General features: G+C 73.4%; 24 protein-coding genes. 9 read left to right on the top strand and 15 right to left on the bottom strand.

The annotated features are described in order from the left end of the window. Positions 1-110: 110 nt before the first annotated feature. On the top strand, positions 111-395 hold the full coding sequence (locus OG774_RS05670; RefSeq protein ID WP_328307482.1) for a hypothetical protein: 285 nt from the start codon (positions 111-113) through the stop codon (positions 393-395). Positions 396-424: 29 nt separating this feature from the next. On the opposite strand, the gene pgl is transcribed toward OG774_RS05670, so the two are convergent. From pgl to tkt, 6 genes are read right to left on the bottom strand one after another with little or no spacing between them, the layout of a single operon-like run. Next, positions 425-1,192 (bottom strand): 6-phosphogluconolactonase, encoded by a 768-nt coding sequence (gene pgl, locus OG774_RS05665; protein ID WP_328307480.1) that lies wholly within the window; start codon positions 1,190-1,192, stop codon positions 425-427. Further along, positions 1,189-2,157 carry a glucose-6-phosphate dehydrogenase assembly protein OpcA gene (locus OG774_RS05660; protein ID WP_274194917.1) on the bottom strand — a complete coding sequence of 323 codons (969 nt, stop codon included), beginning with the start codon at positions 2,155-2,157 and terminating at the stop codon, positions 1,189-1,191. Before OG774_RS05660 ends, pgl begins: the two co-directional genes overlap by 4 nt. A 28-nt stretch (positions 2,158-2,185) precedes the next feature. Then, positions 2,186-3,745 (bottom strand): glucose-6-phosphate dehydrogenase, encoded by a 1,560-nt coding sequence (zwf, locus tag OG774_RS05655; protein ID WP_328307477.1) that lies wholly within the window; start codon positions 3,743-3,745, stop codon positions 2,186-2,188. Beyond that, positions 3,742-5,442, bottom strand: a complete 1,701-nt coding sequence (locus OG774_RS05650; protein ID WP_328307475.1) for a glucose-6-phosphate isomerase — start codon at positions 5,440-5,442, stop codon at positions 3,742-3,744. Before OG774_RS05650 ends, zwf begins: the two co-directional genes overlap by 4 nt. Then, positions 5,439-6,563, bottom strand: a complete 1,125-nt coding sequence (gene tal, locus OG774_RS05645) for a transaldolase (protein ID WP_274194914.1) — start codon at positions 6,561-6,563, stop codon at positions 5,439-5,441. The genes OG774_RS05650 and tal overlap by 4 nt, the downstream gene beginning before the upstream one ends. A gap of 54 nt (positions 6,564-6,617) precedes the next feature. Then, entirely contained in the window at positions 6,618-8,759 is a 2,142-nt protein-coding gene (gene tkt / locus OG774_RS05640; protein ID WP_442873947.1) for a transketolase, read from the bottom strand. A gap of 311 nt (positions 8,760-9,070) precedes the next feature. Between tkt and OG774_RS05635 the strand changes: the two genes are divergently transcribed. Next, positions 9,071-10,006 (top strand): heme o synthase, encoded by a 936-nt coding sequence (locus tag OG774_RS05635; RefSeq protein WP_328307472.1) that lies wholly within the window; start codon positions 9,071-9,073, stop codon positions 10,004-10,006. On the opposite strand, the gene OG774_RS05630 is transcribed toward OG774_RS05635, so the two are convergent. From OG774_RS05630 to mptB, 6 genes are all read right to left on the bottom strand, one after another. Then, complete coding sequence (locus tag OG774_RS05630) at positions 10,003-10,821, bottom strand: hypothetical protein (RefSeq protein WP_328307471.1); 819 nt, start codon at positions 10,819-10,821, stop codon at positions 10,003-10,005. The two genes, OG774_RS05635 and OG774_RS05630, sit on opposite strands and share 4 nt — an antisense overlap. A 331-nt stretch (positions 10,822-11,152) precedes the next feature. After that, positions 11,153-12,118 carry a quinone oxidoreductase family protein gene (locus OG774_RS05625; protein WP_328307469.1) on the bottom strand — a complete coding sequence of 322 codons (966 nt, stop codon included), beginning with the start codon at positions 12,116-12,118 and terminating at the stop codon, positions 11,153-11,155. Position 12,119: 1 nt separating this feature from the next. Continuing rightward, positions 12,120-13,061, bottom strand: coding sequence for a COX15/CtaA family protein (locus tag OG774_RS05620; protein WP_328310802.1), 942 nt, complete (start codon positions 13,059-13,061; stop codon positions 12,120-12,122). 85 nt (positions 13,062-13,146) lie between these two features. Continuing rightward, positions 13,147-13,920 (bottom strand): ABC transporter permease, encoded by a 774-nt coding sequence (locus OG774_RS05615; protein ID WP_442873995.1) that lies wholly within the window; start codon positions 13,918-13,920, stop codon positions 13,147-13,149. A gap of 76 nt (positions 13,921-13,996) precedes the next feature. Next, positions 13,997-14,926, bottom strand: a complete 930-nt coding sequence (locus OG774_RS05610; RefSeq protein ID WP_328307467.1) for an ABC transporter ATP-binding protein — start codon at positions 14,924-14,926, stop codon at positions 13,997-13,999. Between the two features lie 9 nt (positions 14,927-14,935). Next, positions 14,936-16,477, bottom strand: a complete 1,542-nt coding sequence (mptB, locus tag OG774_RS05605; RefSeq protein WP_328307465.1) for a polyprenol phosphomannose-dependent alpha 1,6 mannosyltransferase MptB — start codon at positions 16,475-16,477, stop codon at positions 14,936-14,938. A 196-nt stretch (positions 16,478-16,673) separates the two neighbouring features. Here mptB and OG774_RS05600 point away from each other — a divergent pair, with 196 nt between their 5' ends. The 7 genes from OG774_RS05600 to OG774_RS05570 are packed head-to-tail and all read left to right on the top strand — an operon-like array spanning position 16,674 to position 23,069. Beyond that, a complete protein-coding gene (locus OG774_RS05600; protein ID WP_328307463.1) occupies positions 16,674-17,363 on the top strand; it encodes a helix-turn-helix transcriptional regulator in 690 nt (229 codons plus the stop codon). After that, complete coding sequence (gene sufB, locus OG774_RS05595) at positions 17,360-18,811, top strand: Fe-S cluster assembly protein SufB (RefSeq protein WP_274194909.1); 1,452 nt, start codon at positions 17,360-17,362, stop codon at positions 18,809-18,811. Before OG774_RS05600 ends, sufB begins: the two co-directional genes overlap by 4 nt. Next, positions 18,808-20,067, top strand: coding sequence for a Fe-S cluster assembly protein SufD (sufD, locus tag OG774_RS05590; RefSeq protein WP_328307461.1), 1,260 nt, complete (start codon positions 18,808-18,810; stop codon positions 20,065-20,067). Before sufB ends, sufD begins: the two co-directional genes overlap by 4 nt. A gap of 44 nt (positions 20,068-20,111) precedes the next feature. Next, positions 20,112-20,894 (top strand): Fe-S cluster assembly ATPase SufC, encoded by a 783-nt coding sequence (gene sufC / locus OG774_RS05585; RefSeq protein ID WP_274194907.1) that lies wholly within the window; start codon positions 20,112-20,114, stop codon positions 20,892-20,894. Then, the gene (locus OG774_RS05580; protein WP_328307457.1) at positions 20,891-22,192 is read left to right on the top strand and encodes a cysteine desulfurase; all 1,302 of its coding nucleotides are present in this window, start codon (positions 20,891-20,893) and stop codon (positions 22,190-22,192) included. Before sufC ends, OG774_RS05580 begins: the two co-directional genes overlap by 4 nt. Beyond that, complete coding sequence (gene sufU, locus OG774_RS05575; protein WP_328307455.1) at positions 22,189-22,671, top strand: Fe-S cluster assembly sulfur transfer protein SufU; 483 nt, start codon at positions 22,189-22,191, stop codon at positions 22,669-22,671. The genes OG774_RS05580 and sufU overlap by 4 nt, the downstream gene beginning before the upstream one ends. Beyond that, positions 22,668-23,069 carry a metal-sulfur cluster assembly factor gene (locus OG774_RS05570; protein ID WP_274190348.1) on the top strand — a complete coding sequence of 134 codons (402 nt, stop codon included), beginning with the start codon at positions 22,668-22,670 and terminating at the stop codon, positions 23,067-23,069. Before sufU ends, OG774_RS05570 begins: the two co-directional genes overlap by 4 nt. 260 nt (positions 23,070-23,329) lie before the next feature. Here OG774_RS05570 and OG774_RS05565 read toward each other — a convergent pair whose 3' ends face one another. From OG774_RS05565 to OG774_RS05555, 3 genes are all read right to left on the bottom strand, one after another. Continuing rightward, positions 23,330-24,349 (bottom strand): adenylate/guanylate cyclase domain-containing protein, encoded by a 1,020-nt coding sequence (locus OG774_RS05565; protein WP_328307453.1) that lies wholly within the window; start codon positions 24,347-24,349, stop codon positions 23,330-23,332. Beyond that, the gene (locus OG774_RS05560) at positions 24,346-24,792 is read right to left on the bottom strand and encodes a universal stress protein (RefSeq protein ID WP_274190350.1); all 447 of its coding nucleotides are present in this window, start codon (positions 24,790-24,792) and stop codon (positions 24,346-24,348) included. Before OG774_RS05560 ends, OG774_RS05565 begins: the two co-directional genes overlap by 4 nt. A 67-nt stretch (positions 24,793-24,859) precedes the next feature. Further along, positions 24,860-26,113 (bottom strand): lycopene cyclase family protein, encoded by a 1,254-nt coding sequence (locus OG774_RS05555; RefSeq protein WP_328307450.1) that lies wholly within the window; start codon positions 26,111-26,113, stop codon positions 24,860-24,862. Positions 26,114-26,118 lie beyond the last annotated feature (5 nt).

Genomic DNA, 26,118 nt, shown 5'->3' with positions numbered 1-26,118 from the left:
ACTTCTGCCACTAGCACTGCCACTTGGCATGAATTGGCCGTGGCGGCTCCTGCCACCGGGAGCCACCCTGGAGGACGTCCCGCCCACTGCGATCCCCCTAGGAGCTCCCGATGGCCCTCACGGTCACCCTGCTCGGCGTCCTCGTCGTCGCCGGGCTCCTGCTCGTCGCGCGCTACGGCGCCGACTCCCGGATGTCCGGCGACCCGACCGGTCGCGACGCCGCCTGGCCCGCCGGCCCGGTCCGCGAGCACACGCCGCGCCAGGACCTCCGCCTCGCCCGCGCGTGGTTCGCCCAGCTCCGCTGCTGGGAGCTCTTCGAGCGCTCGCTGCGTCCCTGGGAAACGCTGGAGGCGCCGGCGGCGCCCGTGGCGCGAACGGGGACTTCGCGCGCGTAGAAGCAGCGAACAGCGCGTTCGCTGCGGCTCTAGGACGACAGGTCGCCCGCCGCCGCCTCATCCAGGAGCCAGAGGGTCCGCTCGGTGCCGCGGAGGCCGGCGATCGGGACGTCGGTCTCGGCGGCGCCGCCGTGGGCCCGGGCGATCACCTCGGCCTTGCCCTCGCCGGTGGCCACCAGCCACACCTCGCGGGCGTGGCGGGCCGCCGCCAGCGTCAGCGAGACGCGGGTGGGCGGCGGCTTGGGGCAGTCGCGGACGGCGACCACCCCGGCCGCCGTCGCGTGCACCGCGGGCGAGTCCGGGAAGACCGACAGCACGTGGCCCTCCGGCCCGCAGCCGGCGAGCAGCACGTCGAAGGCCGGGATCGCGTCGCCGCCGAGCCGCGACGCCGCCGACGACAGCGTCTTGGCGTAGACGTCGGCGGCGAGGTCCGGGTCGCCGCCGCCGACCTCCTCGGGTGCGTCGGAGGGCGCCATCGGGTGCACCCGCGCGGGGTCGAGCGGCAGCGCGTCGAGCAGGGCCTCGCGGGCCTGGGCGTCGTTGCGCTCGGCGTCGCCGGCGGGGACGAAGCGCTCGTCGCCCCAGAACACCTCGACCGCACTCCAGTCGACGGTGTCGCGCCGGGAGGAGGACGCCACCTCGCGCAGCATCGCGATCCCGACCCCGCCGCCGGTGAGCACCACCGACGCGGTGCCCCGGGCCGCCTGCGCCGCGGCGAGCGCGGTGATCAGGCGGTCGGCGGCGTCGGACGCCGTCGTGTCGGTGTCGGGGTGGACGACGACCTCGGGGGTGCTCATGCGTCCGCCTTCGCCGCGGTGGGGGAGCCCTTGGACCGGCTGCGGGCCGTCGGCATCGCCTCGATGGCCTCGGCGTAGATGTCGTCGGGGTCGAGCCGGCGCAGCTCTTCGGCCAGGCACTCGCGGGTCGTGCGGCGGGAGAGGGCGACGCGACGGTCGGGCTGCCCGGGCTGGGAGAGCATCGCGCTCTTCGCGTCGAGGCGGACCAGCTCGATCGGCCCGCTCGCGCGCTCGAGGCGGACCATCGAGATCTGCCCGCCCTGACCGCCCGGCACGTCCCGGGTGGTGCGCGAGACGGGGCAGCCGAGGCGGGACGCCAGCCAGCCGGTGAGCAGGTCGGCGGACGCCGAGTCGGGCGCGCCGCCCACCGCCGCGCGCGTCACGCGGTCGTGCGGGGGCTGGTCGAGCGCGGCGGTCAGCAGGGCGCGCCAGCTGGTGATGCGGCTCCAGGCGAGGTCGGTGTCGCCCGGCGCGTAGCGCTGGCGCAGCTTCGCCAGCGCTTTGGACGGCGACTTCGCCGAGCCCACGTCGGTGATGCGACGGCCGGCGACACTGCCCACCGGGTCCTCGGACGGCGACGTCGGCGCCTCGCCCGGCCACCACGCGACGATCGGGGCGTCGGGGAGCAGCAGCGGGACCACGATCGCCCCGCCCTGGTCGGCCAGCGGGCCGTACATGCGCAGGACGATGACCTCGCTGGCCCCCGCGTCGCCCCCGATGCGGATCTGGGCGTCGAGGCGGGAGGCCGCCCGGCGGATACCGCGGGCCAGCACCAGCACGCGGCACGGGTGCTCGCGGCTGGCGTCGTTGGCGGCCTGGATGGCGGCCTCGGCGTCCGGGCCGTCCTCGGTGATGATCAGGAGCGTCAGCACCCGCCCGAGCGCGACGGCGCCCGCGCTCTCGCGCAGGTCGACCATCGTCCGATTGACCGCCGACGTGTCCGTCGACGGCAGGTCCACGATCACGGTTGTCTCCTTCGTCGACGCGCTCGCGTCAGGGGCGACGCCACTGCCGGCCGGTGCGGTGGAGCAGCGTGTCGGCCGACGGCGGGCCCCAGGTGCCGGCGTTGTAGCTGTCCGGGGTGCCCTCGCGGTGCCACTTCTCGATCACCGGGTCGAGGATCCGCCAGGACAGCTCGACCTCGGTGTTGGTGGGGAAGAGCGACGGCTCGCCGAGCAGGACGTCGAGCAGCAGGCGCTCGTAGGCCTCGGGGGAGGCCTCGGTGAACGCCGTGCCGTAACCGAAGTCCATCGTGACGTCGCGGACCTCCATGCCCGAGCCCGGCACCTTCGACCCGAACCGCAGGGTGACGCCCTCGTCCGGCTGCACGCGCACGACCAGCGCGTTCTGGCCGAGCTCCTCGGTCATGGTCTGGTCGAACGGCAGGTGCGGGGCCCGCTCGAACACGATCGCGATCTCGGTGACGCGCCGCCCGAGCCGCTTGCCGGTGCGCAGGTAGAACGGCACGCCGGCCCAGCGGCGGGTGTTGACCTCGCAGGTGATCGCGGCGTAGGTCTCGGTGACCGAGTCGGCGGGGAAGCCGTCCTCCTGCTGGAGGCCCCTGACCTCCGACGACCCCTGCCACCCCGCGGCGTACTGCCCGCGGGCGGTGGTCTCGTCCAGCGGCTCGGCCAGCTTCACGGCCGACAGGACCTTGATCTTCTCCTCGCGCAGGTCGTCGGGGGAGAAGGAGACCGGCTCCTCCATCGCCGTCAGCGCGAGGAGCTGCAGCAGGTGGTTCTGGATGACGTCCCGGGCCGCGCCGATGCCGTCGTAGTAGCCCGCACGACCGCCGACGCCGATGTCCTCGGCCATCGTGATCTGCACGTGGTCGACGTGGTGGGCGTTCCAGATCGGCTCGAAGAGCTCGTTGGCGAACCGCAGGGCCAGCAGGTTCTGGACGGTCTCCTTGCCGAGGTAGTGGTCGATGCGGAAGACCGCGTCCTCGGGGAAGACGTCGTTGACGATCCCGTTGAGCTCCTGCGCCGAGCGCAGGTCGTGGCCGAACGGCTTCTCGATCACGACGCGGCGCCACACGTCACCCTCGTCGTCGGCCAGGCCGGAGCGCGAGAGCTGCTTGCAGACGGTCGGGAAGGCCGAGGGCGGGATCGAGAGGTAGAACGCGTGGTTGCCGTTGGTGCCGCGCTGCTCGTCGAGCTCCTGCACGCAGGCGGCGAGGCGGTCGAAGGCCTCGTCGTCGTCGAAGGTGCCCTGGACGAACCGCAGTCCCTCCGCCAGGCGGTCCCAGACCTCCTGGCGGAACGGGGTGCGGGAGTGCTCGCGCACGGCGTCGTGGACGACCTCGGCGAAGTCCTCGTCCGCCCAGTCGCGGCGGGCGAACCCGACGAGGGCGAAGCCGGGCGGGAGCAGCCCGCGGTTCGCCAGGTCGTAGATCGCCGGCATCAGCTTCTTGCGGGCGAGGTCGCCGGTGACCCCGAAGAGCACGAGTCCCGAGGGCCCGGCGATGCGGGGCAGGCGCTTGTCGCGGGCGTCCCGCAGCGGGTTGACCCAGTCGTCGTGCTCGGGCGTCCCGGTGACCGACCGTCGGGTCACCGACTCACCTCCCGGACCGCGTTGGCGAGCGCCACCAGGCCGGCGGCGCGGTCGGCCAGATGCAGGCGCAGGACGGGCCGCGCGGTGCCGCCGTTCTTGGGCGCCGCGAGCACCCCGGCGTCGCCGATGGCCTGCGCATGCTCGAGCGTGCCGAACGAGAACGGCTGGCCCGGGATCGCCAGGTCGTCGGCAACCGAGCCCGTGACCTGCAGGAACGCACCGTTCTGGTGCCCGCCCTTGTGGTACTGGCCCGTGGAGTGCAGGAACCGCGGCCCCCACCCGAAGGTGGTCTGCAGGCCGGTCGCCTTCGCGAGCTCGGGGCGCAGGGTCTCGAACGAGGCGTCGTCGAGCCGGTCGAGGTAGGCCTGGATCGCGAGGTAGCCGCGCTCGGGCGTCCGGTCCACCAGCGCCTGGATCGCCTCGGCCAGCGTGCTCGGCGTGCCGAGCCAGCTGCCGTCGCCCGCGGTGCGGACCTCGACCGGACCGTCGGTGAGCACCGGCGTGTCGTCGCCGGAGCCGGTCGACCCGCCACCGTCGGACGCGGACGCGAGCAGGTCGCGGGTGGCCTGCTTGGCCGACTCGACGTCGGGCTGGTCGAACGGGTTGATGCCGAGCAGGCGGCCGGCGAGCGCGACGGCGTGCTCCCAGAGCAGGAACTGCCCGCCGAGGCTGCCGGACACCGCGATCTGGGCGCCCGGGTCCTCCGGCCCGATCGCCACCGCGGTGGCGTCGGACCCGTGGTCGGCGAAGCCGGGCGCACTCCCAGGAGAAGATTGGGGCAAGCCCTCGACGACGACGGGGAGCAGCCCGGTGCCCTGCTTGCCGGTGGACTCGGCGATGAGCTGCTCGGCCCAGTTGCCGAACCCGACCAGGCCGGAGCCGGTGTCGGCGAGCACGACCTTCTCCGCGCCCGCGCTGTGCGCCGCGGCCATCGCGGCGGCGAGCACGATCGCGGGGTTGTCGGACGCGTCGCGCGCGAGCTCCGGGGCGGCCTGCGCGGCCTCGTCGAGGAGCTCGCCGATGTCCACGCCGGCCAGCGCCGAGGGCACCAGGCCGAACGCGGTGAGCGCCGAGTAGCGCCCGCCGACGCCGGGGTCGGCCTCGACGAGCGAGCGGTAGCCCTCCTCGCGGGCGAGGTCGGCGAGCGTCGTGCCGGGGTCGGTGACCACGACCATCCGCGTCGCCGCGTCGATGCCGTTCGCCTCGAAGACCTGGGAGAAGATCCGCCGCTGGCTGTCGGTCTCGACCGTGCCGCCGGACTTGGACGACACGACGAGCACGGTGCGGCTCAGGTCGCCGGCGAGTGCGTCGGAGACCTGGCCCGGGTCGGTGGTGTCGAGCACGACCAGGGGGTGATCGCCGCCCACCGACCCGCCCGAGCGGGTGGCGCAGATGACCTCGGGGGCGAGCGACGAGCCGCCCATGCCCGCGAGCACGACGCGGTCGACGCCCTCGTCGTGCAGGCCGCGGCGCAGGGCCGCGAGCTCGTCGACGAGCGGGCGCGAGCTCTCGTGCAGCGACACCCAGCTCAGGCGCTTGCTGGCCTCCGGCTCCGCCTCCGGTCCCCACAGGGTGGGGTCACCGGCCGAGAGCTTCGACGCGGCGCCGTCCCCGACCAGCTTCTCGACCAGCGCGGACGCGGCGTCGGCGAGCGCGCCGTCGGTGATGCGGACCTGAGGTCCCCCCACGGCGCTCACGCCTGCTCCGGGCTGCGGCGCGTGAGCTGCTCCGAGACGGTGTGGGTGAGCTCGCCCCAGGAGTCGTCGAACTTCTTGACGCCCTCGTCCTCGAGCACCTGGTAGACGTCGTCGACGTCGACGCCCACGTGGGCCAGGCCCGCGAAGACCTCGCGGGCGGCGTCCTCGGTGCCGCTCACGGCGTCGCCGTGCAGCTCGCCGTGGTCGGCGAACGCCCTCAGCGTGGCCTCGGGCATCGTGTTGACGGTGTTCGGTGCGACCAGCTCCGTGACGTAGAGCGTGTCCGGGTAGGCCTTGTTCTTCACGCCCGTCGAGGCCCACAGGGGCCGCTGGGGCTTGGCCCCGGCGCCCTTGAGGGCCGCCCAGCGCTCGGTGGAGAACACCTCGAGGAAGGCGGCGTAGGCCAGGCGGGCGTTCGCGATGGCCGCGGTGCCCTTCAGGTTGCGCGCGGCGTCGGTGCCGATGGCGTCCAGGCGCTTGTCGACCTCGGAGTCCACGCGGGAGACGAAGAACGACGCGACCGAGGCCATGCCCGTGAGGTCGTGGCCGTTGGCCCGCGCCTGCTCCATGCCCGCGAGGTAGGCGTCCATCACCTGGCGGTAGCGCTCGACCGAGAAGATCAGCGTGACGTTGACGCTGATGCCCTCGGCCAGGGTGCGGGTGATCGCCGGGATGCCCTCGGGCGTCGCCGGGATCTTGATCATCAGGTTGGGGCGGTCGACCGTCTTCCACAGGTCGGCCGCCTCGGCGACGGTCGCCTCGGTGTCGTGCGCCTTGCCCGGGTCGACCTCGAGGGAGACGCGTCCGTCGACGCCGCCGGTGCGCTGCCACACCTCGCGGAAGACGTCGCAGGCGCGGCGGACGTCCTCGGTGGTGAGCTCGCGGATCGCATCCTCGACCGAGGCGCCCCGCGCGGCGAACGCGTCGAGGTCCTCGGCGTAGTAATCGGCGTCCGCGAAGGCGCTCGCGAAGATCGTCGGGTTGCTGGTGACGCCGACGACCTCGGAGTCCTTGATCAGCCCGGCGAGGTTGCCGGACTCGATGCGCTGGCGCGACAGGTCGTCGAGCCAGATGGAGACGCCGGCCGCGGAGAGGTCGGCGAGGGGCGTGGTGCTGGCCATGGGGGGTGTCCTCCTCGGGACGCCGGACCGTGGAGGTCCGGGATCAGCTCGGGTTCAGGCCGAGTGCTCCGCGGCGCGGGCGAGCGTGCGGCGCCCCGCCTCGACCACGTGCTGGGTCGTGAAGCCGAACTGCTGGAACAGGGTCTTGTAGTCGGCGCTGGCACCGAAGTGCTCGATCGAGACGCACTCGCCGTCGTCGCCGACGAACCGGTGCCAGGACTGCGCGATCCCGGCCTCGACCGAGACACGCGCCTTGACGTCCGGCGGGATGACGTGACGGGTGTAGGAGCGGTCCTGGGCCTGGAACCACTCGACGCACGGCATGCTCACCACACGGGTGGGAACGCCCTCGTCCTCGAAGACCTTCCGGGCCTCGACCGCGAGCTGGACCTCCGAGCCGGTGGCGATGAGCACCAGCTGCGGCTGCCCGCCCGAGGCGTCCTGGAGGGTGTAGCCGCCGCGGGCGACGCCGTCGGCGTCGGTGCCCTCGAGGATCGGCAGGTTCTGCCGCGTGAGGGCGAGACCGGCCGGGCCGGTGGGGTTGTCGAGGATCGCGCGGACCGCCGCCGAGGTCTCGTTGGCGTCGGCCGGGCGGACGATCGACAGGCCCGGCACGGCGCGCAGCGAGCTGAGCTGCTCGATCGGCTGGTGGGTCGGGCCGTCCTCGCCGAGACCGATCGAGTCGTGGGTCCAGATGTAGGTCGTCGGCAGCTTCATCAGCGCCGCGAGCCGGACCGCGGGCCGCATGTAGTCCGAGAAGATCAGGAACGTGCCGCCGTAGACCCGCGTGCCGCCGTGCAGCGCGATCCCGTTGAGGATCGAGCCCATCGCGTGCTCACGGACCCCGAAGTGGATCGTGCGGCCGTAGGGGCTCATCTGCCCCCACATGTTCGTCGAGACCGTCGCCGGCCCGAACGAGTCCGCACCCTTGATCGTGGTGTTGTTGCTCTCCGCGAGGTCGGCCGAGCCGCCCCAGAGCTCGGGGAGCTCCGGCCCGATCTCACCGAGGATCTTCTGCAGTGCCTTGCGGGTGGCGACGGCGTCGTCGCCGACCGACCAGCTCGGCAGCTTGTCGTGCCAGCTGTCGGGCAGCTGGCGGCGCGCCATGCGCTCGAGCAGCGCGCGGCGCTCCGGGTTGGCCTGCGCCCAGTCGGCGAACTGCTTGTCCCAGGCCTCGTGCGCGGCCTTGCCCCGCTCGCCGACCGCGCGGGTGTGGGCGAGCACGTCGTCGTCGATGGCGAAGTGCTCGTCGGGGTCGAAGCCGAGGATCTCCTTGACGGAGCGGACCTCGTCCTCGCCCAGCGCGGCACCGTGCGCGGCGCCGGTGTTCATCTTGTCGGGGGCGGGATAGCCGATGACGGTGCGCAGCGCGATGAAGCTCGGGCGCCCGGTCTCGGCCTTCGCGTTGGCGAGGGCCTCGCGGATGCCGACGACGTTCTCGCCGCCGCGCACCACCTGGGTGTGCCAGCCATAGGCCTCGTAGCGCTTCACCACGTCCTCGTCGAGCGCGACGGTGGTGTCGTCCTCGATCGAGATGTGGTTGTCGTCGTAGATCACGACGAGGTTCCCGAGCTGCTGGCGCCCCGCGATCGACGACGCCTCGGCGGTGACGCCCTCCTCGATGTCGCCGTCGGAGGCGATCACGAAGATGTGGGAGTCGAACGGGCTCTCGCCCGTGAGGGCGTCGGGGTCGAACAGGCCGCGTTCACGACGGGAGGCCATCGCCATCCCGACGGCGGAGGCCAGCCCCTGGCCCAGGGGGCCGGTGGTGATCTCCACGCCCGGGGTGTGGCTGTACTCGGGGTGGCCCGGCGTGGCCGAGTCCCAGGTGCGCAGCTCCTCGAGGTCGCGCATCTCGAGGCCGTAGCCGGCGAGGAAGAGCTGGAGGTACAGCGTCAGGCTCGAGTGTCCGGCGGAGAGGACGAAACGGTCGCGGCCCTGCCAGCCCGGGTCGGACGGGTCGTGGCGCATCGTGTGCTGGAAGAGCGTGTAGGCCAGCGGTGCGAGCGCCATCGCGGTGCCCGGGTGGCCGTTGCCGGCCTTCTGCACGGCGTCGGCCGCGAGGACCCGGATGGTGTCCACGGCCCTCTGGTCGAGGTCGGACCAGTCATCGGGACGATGCGGCGTCGTCAGCGCCTCGATCTCCTCGGCCGACTCGCTCGCGGGCTGTGTGCTGCTGACGTCTGTCGCGGTCACGAACCGTGCCTTCCTTGAGCGTCTCGGGCTGCTCGCGCGATGCTCCCACGGGATCGATTCAAGTCCACTCGGACCTGCACCGATCCTGTCCATCCCGCTCGGCGCTGAATACCCTCACGGCCCGTCACGGACACGGGCCCTATCCTCATCCGGGCCGTCATCCGCCGTGACGTGGCGGACACCGCACCGACCGGGTGGCGCCCCCCGCGAGCGGGCGCGGCCGCGGGGGTGCAGACTTCCCCGACGACAGCGTGTAGGAGACGCGGGTCGTGACCGAAGCAGTCCCGTCCACCACAGCGAGGTGCCACCGAGTGAGCACGGCGGTCGGCCCGGTTCCCGCGACGCGGCGGGGTGGCTTCCTCACCACCGTGAAGGCGTACCTGGCGCTGACCAAGGCACGCATCATCGAGCAGCTGCTCGTGGTCACGGTGCCGGCGATGATGCTCGCCGAGCGCTCCGTCCCCTCGCTCTGGCTCGTGCTCTCGGTGCTCGTCGGCGGCGCAGGCGCTGCGGCCAGCGCCCACGCCCTGAACTGCGTGGTCGACGCGGACATCGACGCGAAGATGGCCCGGACGAGCAAGCGTCCGCTGGCCCGCGACGCGGTGCCCCGCTCCCACGCCCTGGTGTTCGGGCTCCTGCTCGGCGCGGCGTCGGCCGTGTGGCTGGGCTTCACCTCGAACTGGGTGGCGGCGTGGCTCGCGGTCGCCGCGATCGCGTTCTACATCCTCGTCTACACCCTGCTGCTCAAGCGCCGGACCAGCCAGAACATCGTCTGGGGCGGCGCCGCGGGGTGCATGCCCGTGGTGATCGGCTGGGCCGCGGTCACCGGCACGGTCGGCTGGCCGGCCCTGGTGCTCTTCGCGATCATCTTCTTCTGGACGCCGCCGCACTTCTGGGCGCTCGCGATGCGCTACCGCGACGACTACGCCGCCGCCGGCATCCCGATGCTCCCCGTCGTCGCCTCGCCGCGGCGCGTGAGCCGCCAGATCGTCGCCTACTCCTGGGCGATGGTCGCCTGCTCGGCGCTCCTCGTCCCCGCGACGTCCTGGATCTACCTCGCCGCCACCGTCCTCGGCGGCGCCTGGTTCCTGGTCGCCGCCCACCGCCTCGACAGCGCCGTGAGGCGCGACGAGGTCGTGAAGTCCATGCGGCTGTTCCACCTCTCGAACACCTACCTGACCGGCCTCTTCGTCGCCGTCGCGGTCGACTCCGCCGTCGGCTGGCCGGTCTTCGGCTGGCCCTTCTAGTCGAAGACCCTCGGCGCACTCGGGCGGCGCGGGAAGCGTCCCCGCATGTCGGGCAGGTCGCGCCATCGCAGGCGGTCGACGCGCGCGAGGAACGTCGCGACGTCCTCCACCACCTCGTCGACGGCCTGCTCGCCCCGCCACCCGATCGAGGCGACCTCCCATCCGTGCGCGAGCAGCTCCTCCGCGCACGCCCATGCGACGTCGGGGTGGCGGTCGACGAGGACGCCGCACGACCTCTCGGGCCAGGAGAGGTCCAGCGAACCCACGGCCGCGCCGCCCTCCGCGCGGGTCACGACGACGTCGACGAGTGGCGGCGGGAGTCGTGCCCGCAGGACGCCGAGCCGCACCCGGGTGCGTCGCGGGGTGTCCGATCCCCGGTGCAGCAGAGCCGCGGCGGCCCGGACGCGAGCCATGCCCCGTTCGCCCGTGTGACGATCGGCGAGCGCGACGACGTCGGCCGCCGTGACGCCCCAGCGACGGGCGAGCGCGTCGCCCACGACCACGGCCTCGACGGTGGGCAGTGCGCGCGCGACCTCCACCATCGTCCGTGCCGGCGACGTGAGGCGGAGGACGGCGCCCTCGGGGCCGTCGGGCCACTCCACGACCTCGTCGGCCGGGAGGTCGGCGCACCGCACACGGAGCCCGGCCAGCGAGCGGGCGCCGGAGGCAGGCACGAGCACCTCGGTCGACGCGCTGCCTCGGCCGACGTCGACCACGGCGTCGATCGCGCCGTGGAAGAGCGCCGCGGTGGTGCCGGCGATCGTGCCCTCGGGGTGCCGCAGCATCGCGACCCGCGCCATCGTCACCTGGTCCACCAGCACATCCGCGGGGACGTACACGTCGGGGGCAAGGGGCACGAACCCCGGCCCACGCAGCCACCCTTTGGTCAGGTCACCGCGCGCCACGGCCTCGGATCCACGGAACGGTCGATCGAGTCTCATACCCGGGTTCGACGCCGCCGCCGCGTCGGCGGTTCCGGTTCGTGGCTCTCCATTTCGATCTCCCGGCAGTGTCAGCAGAGCGGGAGCACTGACGGCACTCTCGGGAGATCGAAATGGAGAGCCCCCGTTGTGTCTCGCGGCGGCGGCCCGGGTCGCGGCGCACTGACCGTCCGGTTCGCCCGACTCCACGCGGTCCGGGCGCCGCTCAGGGCTGCAGCAGGAGCTTGCCCGTCGTGCGGCGGGACTGCAGGTCGCGCTGGGCGTCCGCGGCGGCGTCGAGGGGGTAGCGGCCGCCGATGCGCACGCTCAGGTCGCCGGCCGCCACGGCCGAGAACACCGCGTCGGCGCGGGCGGCCAGCGCCTCGGGGGTGCGGACGTGCCAGTGCAGCGAGGGGCGGGTCAGGTACAGCGAGCCGCCGCTGTTCAGGCGCTGCGGGTCGACGGGCGGGACGGGCCCGCTGGCGGCGCCGTAGAGGGCCAGGACACCGCGGACGCGCAGGCTCGCGAGGGAGGCGTCGAAGGTCGACGCGCCGACGCCGTCATAGACGACCGCGACGCCCTCGCCGTCGGTGAGGGCGCGCACGCGGTCGGCGAGGTCGTCGGAGTAGCGCAGCGTCTCGTGGGCGCCGGCCTCGCGGGCGAGGGCGTCCTTCTCCTCCGACGAGGTGGTGGCGAGGACGCGGGCGCCCCGTGCGCTCGCCATCTGGCAGAGCAGCAGACCCATCCCGCCGGCCCCGGCGTGGACGAGGACGACGTCGCCGGGCTCGACGGGGTGGGTGTCGTGGACGAGGTAGTGCGCGGTCATGCCCTGGAGCACGACGGCGGTCGCGGTCTCGAAGTCGATCGCCTCGGGCACCACGACGAGGTCGGTGGCGGGCACCGCGGCGACGGTCGCGTAGCTGCCGAGGGTGTTGGTCCAGGCGACGCGGTCGCCGGGCGCGAAACCGGTGACGCCGGGGCCGACCTCGCGCACCGTGCCGGCGCCCTCCACGCCCGGCACGAGGGGGAGCGGCGCCGGGTAGATGCCCTCGCGGAAGTAGGTGTCGATGAAGTTGACGCCGGCCGCGGCGAGCTCGACGAGCACCTCACCGTCGCCCGGCGAGGGGTCGGGCAGGTCGACGGACTCGAGGACCTCGGGCCCGCCGTGGCGCGGGACGCGGACGGCGTGCACGTCAGGGCCTGCCGACGAGGGCGGGGGCCGAGGCGGCGTCGGCCGGGGGCGCCGAGGTCACGGGATCGGGCTCGGCGGTGGCCGACCACAGCCACGCCGCCGCGGCGACGGTCGTGACCGCGCCGAGGACGTGCAGGGCCACGAGCAGCTCCGGCACCCCGAGGGCGTACTGGATCCCGCCGAGCGCGCCCTGGGCGAGCGTCAACAGCACGAGCACCCGGAGGCGCAGGACGACGGCGCGCGGCACGGACACCGCGTGGACCATGAAGCCGACCCCCACGAGCAGGCCCAGGAACGCGAACAGCAGGTGGGCGTGGGCCGTCGCCAGCGTCGGGAGCGGGACGGCGGCGAGGCGCGGGGTGGCTGCGTCGCCGCCGTGCGGGCCGGCCGCCGTGACGAGCGTGCCCGCGACGAGCAGGGCGATGAGCACCACGGACGCGACCGCGAGCAGCCCGCGCAGGGCCGCGGGCACCGCCGGGCGCCAGGGGGTGCCCGACGGGGCGGCCATGGCGGCGGGGGAGGACTCGCGCACGAGGAGCACGGCGAGCCAGATGAGCGGGATCGTCACGAGGAAGTGCGGCGCGACCGTGTACCAGGCGAGCCCGGTGAGCACGGTGATCCCGCCGATCACGGCCTGGGCGACCACCCCGAGGGGCATCGTGGCGGCGAGCAGCACGAGCCGGCCGCGGCGCGGGCGCAGGTTGAGGGCCGCGAGCAGGCAGGCCCCGGTGACGACCACGAGCGCGATGCCGAGGAGCCGGTTGCCGAACTCCACCCACTGGTGCAGGACGGCGATCTCGGGGTGGGGCACCGGGACCAGGCTCCCGGGGAAGCACTGGGGCCACGTCGGGCAGCCGAGACCGGACCCGGTGACCCGCACGACGGCGCCGGTGACCGCGATGCCGGCCTGGCCGACGACCGCGGCCATCGCGAGGCCGCGCATCAGGCCGGGAGGTGTGGCGGGGAGGCGCTCCAGCACGGCCGCGATCCTACGACGCCCGGTAGTGCGGCGCGGCGTGGTGCGGTGCTCAGGTCCAGCGCACGGTGCGGGTCGCGATGCCGCCGGCGACGACGGCCCACACGATCAGGACGACGATGTGGCCGAGGGCCGGGGTGCCGCCGAGCAGGGCGGTGCGCAGGCCCTCGGCGAGCGCCCCGGAGGGCAGGAGCTGCACGACGACGGCGAGCGGGCCCGGCAGTGCCGCGGCGGGGACGAGCACCCCGCCGGCGAACAGCAGCACGAACCAGACGATGTTGGCGACGGCGAGCACCAGTTCGGCGCGCAGGCTGCCGCCGAGCAGTACGCCGACGGCCCCGAATGCCGCGGTGCCCAGGACGACGAGCAGCAGCGCCCACCCCGGTGAGCCGAGCCCGGGCCGCCAGCCGAGCGCGAGCGCGACGGCGCCGAGGACGACGACCTGGACGAGCACGACCGCGGCCATCCCGCCCAGGCGCCCGAGCACGATCATGGAGCGGGGCACCGCGGTGGCCGCGAGCCGCCGCAGCACGCCGTAGCGCCGGTCGAAGCCCAGCGAGATCGCCTGGCTGGTGAACGCCGTCGACATCACGGCGAGCGCGAGCACCGTCGCCAGGGCCGAGTCGACACGCGGCTCGGGCAGCGGGACGAACTCGAGCAGCGAGAGCCCGACGAGCAGCGCGAGCGGGATGATGAGCGTGAGCAGCACCTGCTCGCCCTGGCGCAGCGCCAGCTTCGTCTCCAGGGCGACCTGTGTCGCGAGCATCCGGCCGAGCGGCCCGCGCCCGGGGGCGGGTGTGAAGGTGCCGGCCTCGAACCGTGCCACGCTCACGATCCCACCCCTGCCGACGGGCCTGCTGGCCCGACGAAGGAGTGACCGGGGGGCCGATCGTTGCGGGGGATCACGACCTCAGCTCCCGCCCCGTGAGCTCGAGGAACACGTCCTCGAGGCTGCGGCGGGCCACGCGGAGGTCGTCGGCGAGCACGCCCTGGCGCGCGCACCAGGACGTCACCGTGGAGAGCACCTGCGGGTCGATGGCGCCCTCGACGAGGTAGCTGCCGGAGCTCGGTTCGGAAACCGTGCACCCCTCGGGGAGCGCGGCCGTCAGCAGCTTCAGGTCCATGCCGGCAGCCGCGCGGAAGCGCAGCTCGCGGTCGGCGCCCGCGGCGGTGAGGTCCTCGGGGCTGCCCTCGGCGACGACCCGTCCGTGGTCGACGATCACGATGTGGTCGGCGAGCGTCTCGGCCTCCTGCATCAGGTGCGTGGTGAGCAGGACCGCGACGCCGTCGGTGCGCAGCGCACGCACGAGGTCCCACACGAGACGCCGGCCCTGCGGGTCCAGGCTCGCGGTGGGCTCGTCGAGGAACACGAGCTCCGGGCGCCCCACGACGGCGCACGCGAGCGCGAGGCGCTGCTGCTGGCCGACCGAGAGCCGCTTGTAGGGCGTGCGGGCGCACCCGGCGAGCCCGAGGGTGTCGACGAGCCAGTCGGGGTCGAGCGGGTCGGCGGCGCAGGCGGCGACCAGACCGACCATCTCGCGGACGCGCACACCGGGGTAGGCGCCGCCGCCCTGCGGCATGACGCCGATGCGGGCGCGCAGGGTGTCCGGCCCGCCCGCGGGGTCGTCGCCGAGCACCCGGACCTCGCCGCTGTCGCGGGAACGCAGCCCCTCGCACACCTCGACGGTGGTGGTCTTGCCGGCGCCGTTGGGCCCGAGGAGTGCCAGCACGCTGCCGGGCGCGAGGTCGAGGTCGAGACCGTCGACCGCCGCACGCCCCTGGTAGCGCACGACGAGGCCGCGCACCGAGAGCGCGGCCGGGGATCCCGACACGCCGACAGCCTAGGCGGCCGGGGTCCGCGGCACGCGCCCACGGACCGCGGCCAGGGGGACCAGCGCGAGCAGGGCGGCCGCGGTGATGGCCATCGGCAGCTGGTAGGTCCGGAACGAGAAGTCGGCGCCCGTCGGGGGCACGAGCAGCGCGACGATCGCGCAGATGGCGACGGCGAAGCCGCGGATGCGCGGGTTCCGCACCGAGGCCGCCAGCGGCACGATCGCCCACAGCAGGTACCAGGGGTGCAGCACCGGGCCGGCGAGGAAGACCGCGCCGAAGCCGTAGCCCATGCCCGCGACGGCGTGCAGACGGCCGTTGAGGACCATGAACAGCAGCAGCACGCACACCAGCGCGGCGACGCCGAGCCCGGCCGCGCGGGTGAGGTCGAGGACGGCGTCCGTGTGGTCGCCGAGGCCGAGGACCCCGCCGAGCCAGCCGCCGAGGACGCCGAGGTCGGTGGTGACCGACAGCCAGCTGCGCAGCAGGTTGGGCACCGACAGCGCCTGGATCCACCCGAAGCCCAGCCCGCTGCCCACCGAGACCGCGGCGACCATCCCCAGGCCGAGCGCCGAGCAGGCGGCGCCGTAGCGGACGAGACGGCCGAACCCACCCCCGCGCTCGCGGGCGACGTGCGCGGCGAGGAAGCCCAGCGCGAGCACCGCGGGGATCTTCCCCGAGGCGCCGAGCCCGATGAGCAGCGCGCCCAGCACCCACGAGCGGCGCATCCCGATCTCGAGGCCCGCGAGGACGACGCCGAGCATGATCGCGTCGTTGTGGATGCCGCTGACCAGGTGGAAGAGCACCAGCGGGCTGATCGCGAGCCAGAGCGCCGCGATCGGCTCGACGCCGGCGCGGCGCGCGAGGTGCGGCACCGCCCAGATGACGAGGCCCAGCGAGGCGAGCGCGAGCACGCGGTGCAGGTAGACGCCGAGCACGATGTCGTCGCCGGCGATGCCGGTGATGAGGCGCCCGAAGGTGAGGAAGCCGGGCCCGTACGGCGACGGCGTCGTCCGCCAGATCGTGGGGATGCTCGCGACGAGCGGGTCGGAGAGCCCGAGGGCCTGGGCGGCGCCGTAGACGTAGGGGTCGAACCCGCGCGAGACGACCTCGGCCTGGGAGAGGTAGCCGTAGACGTCGGTGGAGAACAGCGGCGGCGCGACGGCCAGCGGCACCATCCACATGACGAGGATCCGCGTCAGCTGGCGCACCGACAGGCGCACGCGCCCCGGCCACGCGAGCCGCCCGAGCCACAGCCAGGCGAGGACGAGCATGCCCATGCCGAGGTACGCGAGCGTCAGCGAGACCGTCGGCATGCGCCCCCACAGGCCGAGCACGCGCGTGCCCAGCAGGGGGTTGTAGGCGGGGGCGGGCGTCGCCCCGCAGCCCAGGGCGCCGACGGCCATGAGCAGCGCGCCCGTGGTGCCGAACCGGCGCACGGTGCGGAGGCGCCGCCGCTCGTCGGGCGTCGGCGGGGGCGGGACGGCGCCGGGCGGGGTGACGGACGGGGACACCTCGGCAGGCGCCTGCGGGGCCTGCGCCGTCCCGGTCACGCGACGGGACGATACCGAGGGCCCCGCGCGACCCCGTCGGCGTCCCCGGACGCCGGGGTGAGGGTAGGTAACCCTGCGTGAGGGCGATCACCACGCCGATCAGGGCCGCCACTTTGCCCGGCGCCGGTAAATAAGCAAGACTGACGTTGCCAAATAGAGGGCAGACTGTGGAGAGCACACCGAGGAGGTGAGGACCATGGGCGCCGACGGACACGACGGCCGCACGCGGGACCTCATCGTCCGCCGCCTGCTCGAGCACGGGCCGACCACGGCGATGGACCTGGCCGGGGTGCTGGGTCTCTCGGGTGCGGCGGTGCGCCGTCACCTCGACGCCCTCGTCGCCGACGGCACCGTCTCCACCCGCGACGCCCCGCGCGCCTCCGGGCGCGGTCGCGGCCGGCCCGCACGCCAGCACCTGCTCACCGAGCAGGGACGGCGCCGTGCCGGGCGCGGCGAGGACGACGTCGCGGACCTCGCGATCGCCGCGCTGCGCGAGCTCGCCGACGCCGCGGGGGAGGACGCCGTCCGGGCGTTCGCCCGCCGCCGCATCCTCGGTCTCCTCGCGGAGCACCGCGAGGACATCGAGGCGCAGGTTGACCGCCCGGACCGGGTCGAAGCCCTCGCGGGCGCCCTGTCCGGGGAGGGGTACGCCGCCTCGTCCCGGGCCGCCAGCACGGGCGCGCAGCTCTGTCAGCACCATTGCCCGGTGGCCGGCGTGGCCGCCGAGTTCCCCCAGCTCTGCGAGGCCGAGACCGAGGTCTTCGCCGAGCTGCTGGGCACCCACGTCCAGCGTCTGTCGACGATCGCGCGCGGCGATGCCGCGTGCACCACGCACGTACCGGCGCAGGTCACCACCACCACCGTCAAGGGAAGGCAGGTCGTATGACCACCTCCGCGGAGCGGACCACCCCCACCGCCCCCGTCGAGCTCACGCAGGAGGAGACCCTCGCTGCGCTCGGGAACTACCAGTTCGGGTGGCACGACACCGACGTCGCGGGCGCCAGCGCGCAGCGCGGCCTCAGCGAGGCGGTCGTGCGTGACATCTCGGACAAGAAGAGCGAGCCGGACTGGATGCTCCAGCTGCGGCTCAAGGCGCTGAACACGTTCGAGAAGAAGCCGATGCCGCAGTGGGGTTCCGACCTCTCGGGCATCCACTTCGACAACATCAAGTACTTCGTCCGCTCGACGGAGAAGCAGGCGGCCACCTGGGACGACCTGCCCGCCGACATCAAGGACACCTACGACAAGCTCGGCATCCCCGAGGCCGAGAAGAGCCGTCTGGTCTCCGGTGTCGCGGCGCAGTACGAGTCCGAGGTCGTCTACCACCAGATCCGCGAGGACCTCGAGCAGCAGGGTGTCATCTTCATGGACACCGATACCGGGCTGCGCGAGCACCCGGAGCTGTTCGAGGAGTACTTCGGCTCGGTGATCCCGGCCGGCGACAACAAGTTCTCCGCGCTGAACTCCGCGGTCTGGTCCGGCGGCTCGTTCATCTACGTGCCCAAGGGCGTCCACGTGGACATCCCGCTGCAGGCCTACTTCCGGATCAACACCGAGAACATGGGCCAGTTCGAGCGGACGCTGATCATCGTCGACGAGGACGCCTACGTCCACTACGTCGAGGGCTGCACGGCGCCGATCTACTCGTCGGACTCCCTGCACTCCGCGGTCGTCGAGATCGTCGTGAAGAAGGGCGGCCGCTGCCGCTACACGACCATCCAGAACTGGTCGAACAACGTCTACAACCTGGTCACCAAGCGCGCCAAGGCCGAAGAGGGCGCGACCATGGAGTGGGTCGACGGCAACATCGGCTCCAAGGTGACCATGAAGTACCCGGCCGTCTGGCTGACCGGTCCGCACGCCAAGGGCGAGGTGCTCTCGGTGGCGTTCTCCGGTGAGGGCCAGCACCAGGACGCGGGCGCCAAGATGGTGCACCTCGCGCCGTACACGTCGTCGACGATCATCTCGAAGTCGGTCGCGCGCGGCGGTGGACGGACGAGCTATCGCGGTCTGGTCCGGGTCAACAAGGGCGCGCACCACTCGCGGTCGACGGTGAAGTGCGACGCGCTGCTGGTCGACACGATCAGCCGCTCGGACACCTATCCCTACGTCGACGTCCGCGAGGACGACGTGACGATGGGCCACGAGGCGACCGTCTCGAAGGTCAGCGAGGACCAGCTCTTCTACCTGATGTCCCGCGGGCTCTCCGAGGACGAGGCCATGGCGATGATCGTGCGCGGGTTCGTCGAGCCCATCGCGCGCGAGCTGCCCATGGAGTACGCGCTCGAGCTCAACCGCCTGATCGAGCTGCAGATGGAGGGTGCTGTCGGATGAGCGAGCCAGTCGCTCGTTCCGGGGGCGGCGTCATCGACGCCCCCGGAGCACCGGTCCTCGACGTGGACCCGGGCATCAGGACGGCGGGCAGCCCGAAGCTCGCGCCGTGGGAGCTGCGCTTCACCTCCTACGACGTCGAGGCCTTCGAGGTCCCGCGCGGCCGCGAGGAGCAGTGGCGGTTCACGCCGCTGCGGCGCCTGCACGGACTGCACGACGGCTCGGCGTCGGGCGACGGCCGCATCGAGGTCTCGGTGCGCACCGGCTTCGGTGACGCCGCCGGTGACCTCACCGGCTCCGGCACCCGTCACGAGACCGTCGGACGGGACGACGCGCGGCTCGGCGACGGCGGCATCCCCGCCGACCGTGTCGCGGCGCAGGCGTGGTCGTCGTTCACCGAGGCCCACGTGGTCACGGTGAACGAGGCCCGCTCCGACGACGAGCCGCTGACGATCACCGTCGGCGGCCCCGGGGCCGGCGCCATCGCGTTCGCGCACCTGCAGCTGCGCCTCGAGCACCACGCCCAGGCCGTCGTGGTCCTGGACCACCGCGGTTCGGGCACCGTCGCGGCGAACACGGAGTTCGTGGTCGCCGACGGCGCGAAGCTCGAGGTCGTCGAGGTACACGACTGGGCGGACGATGCGGTCTACGTCGGCGCGCAGCACCTCTCGGTGGGTCGCGACGCGACGATCCGGCACACCTCGGTGACGCTCGGCGGCGACCTCGTCCGGCTCTCCCCGGTCATCAACTACCGGGCGCCCGGCGGCGACGTCGAGCTCGACGGGCTGTACTTCGCCGACGGCGGCCAGCACTTCGAGCAGCGCCTGCTCGTCGACCACTCGGTGCCGAACTGCCGCTCGCGCGTCATGTACAAGGGCGCCCTGCAGGGCGTCGAGGGCGGTACCGCGGCGCACACCGTCTGGATCGGCGACGTGCTGATCCGGAAGGCGGCCGAGGGCACCGACACCTACGAGCTCAACCGCAACCTGCTGCTCACGGACAACGCCCGGGCCGACTCGGTGCCGAACCTCGAGATCGAGACGGGCGAGATCGTCGGTGCCGGCCACGCCAGCGCCACGGGAAGGTTCGACGACGAGCAGCTGTTCTACCTGATGGCGCGGGGGATTCCCGAGGCCCAGGCACGCCGGCTGGTCGTCCGCGGCTTCTTCGGCGAGGTCATCCAGAAGGTCCGCGTGCCGGCGCTGCGCGACCGTCTCGAGGCGGCCATCGAGGCCGAGCTCGAGGTCGTCGGCGTCTGACGGCTCCGCCCCCCACCACCACGAACACTCCCGAAAGAGGCTTGATGTCCACCCTCGAGATCCGCGACCTGCACGTCGAGGTCGAGACCGAGTCCGGTCCCAAGGAGATCCTGCGCGGTGTCGACCTCACCGTGAACTCGAACGAGACCCACGCGATCATGGGTCCGAACGGTTCCGGCAAGTCGACGCTGGCGTACTCGATCGCGGGCCACCCGAAGTACACCGTGACCAAGGGCCAGGTCCTCCTCGACGGCGAGGACGTCCTCGAGATGGCCGTCGACGAGCGTGCCCGCGCCGGCCTGTTCCTCGCCATGCAGTACCCGGTCGAGGTCCCCGGTGTCTCGATGTCGAACTTCCTGCGCTCCGCCGCCACCGCCACGCGCGGCGAGGCGCCGAAGGTGCGGCACTGGGTCAAGGAGGTCAAGGGCGCGATGTCCGACCTCGAGATCGACCCGGCGTTCGCCGAGCGCAGCGTCAACGAGGGCTTCTCCGGTGGCGAGAAGAAGCGCCACGAGGTGCTCCAGATGTCGCTGCTGAAGCCGAAGATCGCGGTCCTCGACGAGACCGACTCGGGCCTCGACGTCGACGCCCTGCGCGTCGTGTCGAAGGGCGTCAACGAGTACAAGTCGCAGTCGGACGTCGGCATCCTGCTGATCACGCACTACACCCGCATCCTCCGGTACATCGCGCCCGACCGCGTCCACGTGTTCGTGAACGGCCGGGTCGCCGCGTCCGGGGGCCCCGAGCTCGCCGACGAGCTCGAGGAGAACGGCTACGAGCGGTTCGTCGGGGCCTTCGGCGCCGACAAGGAGGAGCAGCCGGCATGACCGCACTCGCATCCGCTCCCGCGGCGGGTGCGACCCTGGATGTCGCGAAGATCCGAGCGGACTTCCCCATCCTGAGCCGCACCGTCCGCGACGACAAGCCGCTGGTGTACCTCGACTCGGGCGCGACCTCCCAGCGTCCGCGCCAGGTGCTCGACGCGGAGAGGACGTTCCTCGAGACGTCCAACGCCGCCGTCCACCGTGGGGCGCACGCCCTGTCGGAGGAGGCCACCGACGCCTACGAGTCCGCCCGCGAGCGCATCGCGGCGTTCGTGGGGGCCGACGTCGACGAGGTGGTGTTCACCAAGAACGCCACCGAGGCGATCAACCTCGTCGCCTACGGCATGAGCAACGCCTCGGTCGGGGACGGCGTGGACGCGGCCGCCGAACGGTTCCGTCTCGGGCCCGGCGACGAGGTCGTCACCACCGAGATGGAGCACCACGCCAACCTCGTGCCCTGGCAGGAGCTCTGCCGGCGCACCGGGGCGACGCTGCGCTGGTTCTCGGTGACCAAGGACGGTCGGCTCGACCTCGAGAACGACCCGATCACCGAGCGCACCAAGGTCGTCGCGTTCACGCACCAGTCGAACGTGCTGGGCACCGTCCCGCCGGTCGAGGAGCTGGTGCGCCGTGCCCGCGCGGTCGGCGCCTACACGGTGCTCGACGCCTGCCAGTCGGTGCCGCACGCGCCGGTCGACCTGCACACCCTCGGTGTCGACTTCGCCGCGTTCTCCGGGCACAAGATGCTCGGGCCCTCGGGCATCGGGGTGCTCTACGGGCGGCGCGAGCTGCTCGAGGCGCTCCCGCCGTTCCTCACCGGCGGCTCGATGATCGAGACGGTCCGCATGGAGGGCTCGACCTACGCGCCGCCGCCGGCGCGCTTCGAGGCCGGCGTGCCGATGACGTCGCAGGCCATCGGCCTCGGCGCGGCCGTCGACTACCTCAACCTCATCGGCATGGACGCCGTCAAGGCGCACGAGAACGAGCTGACCGGCGCGGCCCTGCTCAAGCTGCAGGACCTGCCCGGCGTCTCGATCATCGGCCCGCGCAGCACGGAGGCCCGCGGCGGCGCCGTGGCCTTCGAGATCGAGGGCATCCACCCGCACGACGCCTCGCAGGTGCTCGACGACTCCGGCATCGCCGTGCGCGTCGGCCACCACTGCGCGTGGCCGCTGCACCGGGCGTTCGGCGTGCAGTCGTCGATCCGCGCGAGCTTCCACGTGTACAACACGCTCGAGGAGGTCGACGCCCTCGTGGCGGGCGTCCGTCGGGCGCAGGAGTTCTTCGGGGTGGCGCCATGAAGCTCGACTCGATGTACCAGGAGATCATCCTGGATCACTACCGCAACCCGCACGGCCGCGGGCTGCGCGACCCGTTCGAGGCCGAGGTCCACCACGTCAACCCGACCTGCGGCGACGAGGTGACCGTGCGCGTGCACCTCACCGGCGGCGAGGGGCTCGACGCCAAGGTGGAGGACGTGTCGTACGACGCGCTCGGCTGCTCGATCAGCCAGGCGGCGACATCGGTGGCCCACGACCTGCTGGTCGGGCATACCGTCGGGGAGGCCTTCGAGACCCTCGAGGCCTACCAGGCGATGGTCCAGAGCCGCGGCAAGGTCGAACCGGACGAGGACGTGCTCGACGACGCCGTCGCGTTCGCGGGCGTGGCCGCGTACCCGGCCCGCGTCAAGTGCGCGCTGCTGGGGTGGCTGGCGTTCAAGGACGCGGTGGCCCAGGCTCAGGCGTCGCAGGCGTCGGCACAGACCGGAGGAGCAGCATGAGCGAAGACACCGTCCAGCGGGGTGCCGCCGGCATGCCCGAGGCCCCGGCGACGTCGGACGACGCCCTGCCGTCGGTCGACGACCTCGAGGAGGCCATGCGCGACGTCGTCGACCCCGAGCTCGGGATCAACGTCGTCGACCTCGGCCTGCTCTACGGCATCGACGTCCAGGGCGACCCGGCCGGGCCCGTAGTCACCCTCGACATGACCCTGACCTCGGCGGCCTGCCCGCTGACCGACGTCATCGAGGACCAGGCCCGCGCGGCGCTGACCCAGGGCGCCGGTGGCGGCCTGGCCAACGACGTGCGGATCAACTGGGTCTGGATGCCCCCGTGGGGCCCGGACAAGATCACCGACGACGGCCGCGAGCAGCTGCGAGCCCTGGGGTTCACCGTCTGAGACCGGCCCTCGTGTACGCAACGACGGCGGGTGCGCTGCTTCTCTGGCAGCGGACCCGCCGTTCGTTCGTCCGGGGGTCGGTACGGACGCTCCACGAAGGCAGATCTCGGTGTCGGCAGTCGCCGTCGAACGGCGGCGCCCGAGGCGCACGGGGGAGTCGCGGCTCGGAGGTCTCCCCGTGATCGACGGGGAGTTCGTGCGCGTAGAAGCAGCGAACAGCGCGTTCGCTGCAACCTAGGAGGCGCGCTCCCGGCTGCGACCTAGGTGGCGCGCTCGCGGATCACGTGCGGGCGCAGGTGGCGGTAGCCGCGCACCGCGAGCTGGGGCACCGCGCGGACCTCGACATCGAGGTCGGCCTCGCGGATCGCGTGGGTGAGGTCCTCGTCGACCAGGACGGTCCCGGGGCGGGCCTCGGAGGTCAGGCGGCTGGCGATGTTGACCACGGGGCCGTAGACGTCGCCGTAGCGGGGGAGGACGTCGCCGAGGGCGAGGCCGACGCGCAGGTTGAGGCGGTCGCCCTCGTCGGGCACCTGCTCGTGCAGCCGGAAGGCGATGTCGACGGCGTCCTCGACGCGCTCGCAGACGAAGAGGATCTCGTCGCCGAGGGTCTTCACGATCCGGCCGTGGCGCCGGGCGACGACGTCGGTGCACACGGTCTCGAAGCGCTCGAGCAGCGCCCGCAGCTCGGTCTCGTCGATCGTCCGGCTCAGCGCGGTGAAGCCGACGATGTCGGCGAACCCGACGACGACCCGGTTCTCCTCGGCCCGCTCGCCCTCGGGGCGCGCGAGCACGGCGAGCATCCGGCCGGCCGTGACGGCGAGGTGCCGGCGCCACACGTAGGACTGGAGCCGTTCCAGCGTCGGCACGAGCGCCTCGACGGCCTCGACCACGGCGTCCGGGTCGTCGGCGCGGCCCGAGCCGGCGATGGTGCGCCGCACGAGGTTGGCCTGCCACTCCGCGAGCCGCCCGAGGCCCTGCCCGAGGGCCCGGGCGACGGCGAGCTCCTCGGCCTCGTCGAACGTGTCCTCGTCGAGGAGCCGGCCGGAGAGCTCGAGCGCGTCGATGTCGGCCTCGGTGAAGCCGCGGGCGTCGTCACCGGCGGCGGGGAAGCCGAGCGCGCTCCACAGCCGGGCCGTGTGCTCCGGGGACAGCCCGGTGCGCTCGTGGACCTCCCCGCGGGTCATGGTCCGGGGCCCGCCCAGGAGCAGATCCTCGATCCGCTCCTGGGCACGCGCCCACCGCTGCGGGTCCGCGGAGGTGGGGTCCGGACCCGTCGTCACGTGGTGTGGACGATGAGGACGTCGCTGCCCGCGCGGCGGGAGATGCCCTGGGGGACGGAGCCGAGCAGACGGCCCGCGAGGCTGTTGAGGCCGCGGTTGCCGACCACCACGAGGTCCGCCTTGCGCTCGGAGACGGTCTCGATGACGCGCTCGATCGGGTCGCCCTGCACCGCCACGGTCTCGATCTCGAGCGAGCCCTTGGTGGCGGCGCGCTCGCGGGCGTCGCGCAGCGTCTCCTCCGCGGGCGTGGAGCCGACGACGTGGAAGGCGGCGTCCTCGCCGAGGGCCTGCTCGGCCTCGCCGGTGGACTTCGCCGGCTTGTAGGCGCAGATGATGAGCAGGGTCGCCTTGCTGTCGGCGGCGATCGTCGCGGCGCGGTCGACGGCGCGGTAGGACGATTCCGAGCCGTCGGTCCCGACGGCGACGGTCTGGTAGGCACCCATGGCGGAGAACCCCTTTCATCGGTGACAGGTCACGATCCCGTCACGATCCCGGTTCGCGAGCGTACCGCTATTGCTCCGTTCGGACGCTGCGGGCCCCGAGCAACGTTCCCCTGATCAGGTGGAGACGGAGACGGGGTGTCAGTCCTCCGAACAACGAGGTCATGGCCGCGAGCGATGCGGTGACGTCCTCCCGGGCGTCGAGATAGGCCCGCCGGTGGACGTCCGGGAGGGCGAAGAAGCGGTCGAAGAACGCCGGGACGTCGGCGGGCGGCATCGCGAGCAGCGTCTCGAGGCCCCGGCGCCGCAGCGCGTGCACGGTGGCCGCCGCGGGAGAGCGCACGACCCGCCGGGCCGCCTTGGCCGCGGCCGCGGGGTCGGCGCCGCCCCGCAGGGCGTCGGCGAGGACGGTGGCGAGCCGCGGGGCCATGCGCAGCGAGGTCGCCAGGCTGAATCCCGAGGCGGGGTGCACGAGGGAGTCCGCCGCACCGACGGCCACCACGCCGGCGGGGGAGCGGTGCCGCGGCGAGTCGACGGGAAAGCGCACCTTCTCCACGTCGGCGGGATCGTCGGGGATCTCCGCCTCGGTGAGCCCGGCGGCGAGCAGGCGGGCCCGCAGACGGGCGCGCAGCTCGGGCATCGGCAGCCCCGGGCGCCGGGCGAGCGAGGTCTCCTCGAGCAGCACGCGCTCGGCGTCCAGCGGCACGGCGTAGAGGAAGGTGGGCCAGCCCTCGTGCCCGTGGTCGGCGCGCCAGTCCATGAACAGCAGACGGTCGCCGCTCACGCGGGCGGCCACCTCGCGCGGCACCACCACGCCGAAGGCGGTCTGCTCGGCCCGGGGGCGGACGCCCTCGAGGCCGCGGGCGGCGCCGCGGCGGGCCAGGGCCTGGCGGGCGCCGGTGGCGTCGACCACCACCCGCCCGCTCGGGCTCGTGCCGTCGTCGAGCATCACCGCCGGGTTCCGCCCGGGCGCGGCGGGCACCGCGGCCACGACCCGGCCGCGCCGCACGGCGACCGTCGGGTCGGTGAGGTGCACCTGCAGCGCCGCGGTGTCGAGGACGACGTAGGTGTCGTCGAGCTCGTGCGTCCGCTCGCCGATGGCCACCCCGCGACCGCGGGCGGCGGCGACGTCGGCCGGGAGGTCGTCGGGCAGTTCGTGCGCCCAGGCGCCGTAGGTGTGGGTCCACGGGCGGTGGGGGCGGGGGTCGACGAGCAGGACCCGCAGGTCCAGCGCGGCGCAGGCCCGGGCGAGGGCGCGACCGGCCGGGCCGGCCCCGGCGATCACGACATCGGCGACCGGGGCCGCCGGCATGGCAGCGGTCACGGACG

Source organism: Actinomycetospora sp. NBC_00405 (assembly GCF_036044095.1).
GTDB lineage: Bacteria > Actinomycetota > Actinomycetes > Mycobacteriales > Pseudonocardiaceae > Actinomycetospora > Actinomycetospora callitridis.
Note: the sequence above shows the minus strand (reverse complement) of the source record. Positions and strands in the feature narration are given on the sequence as shown.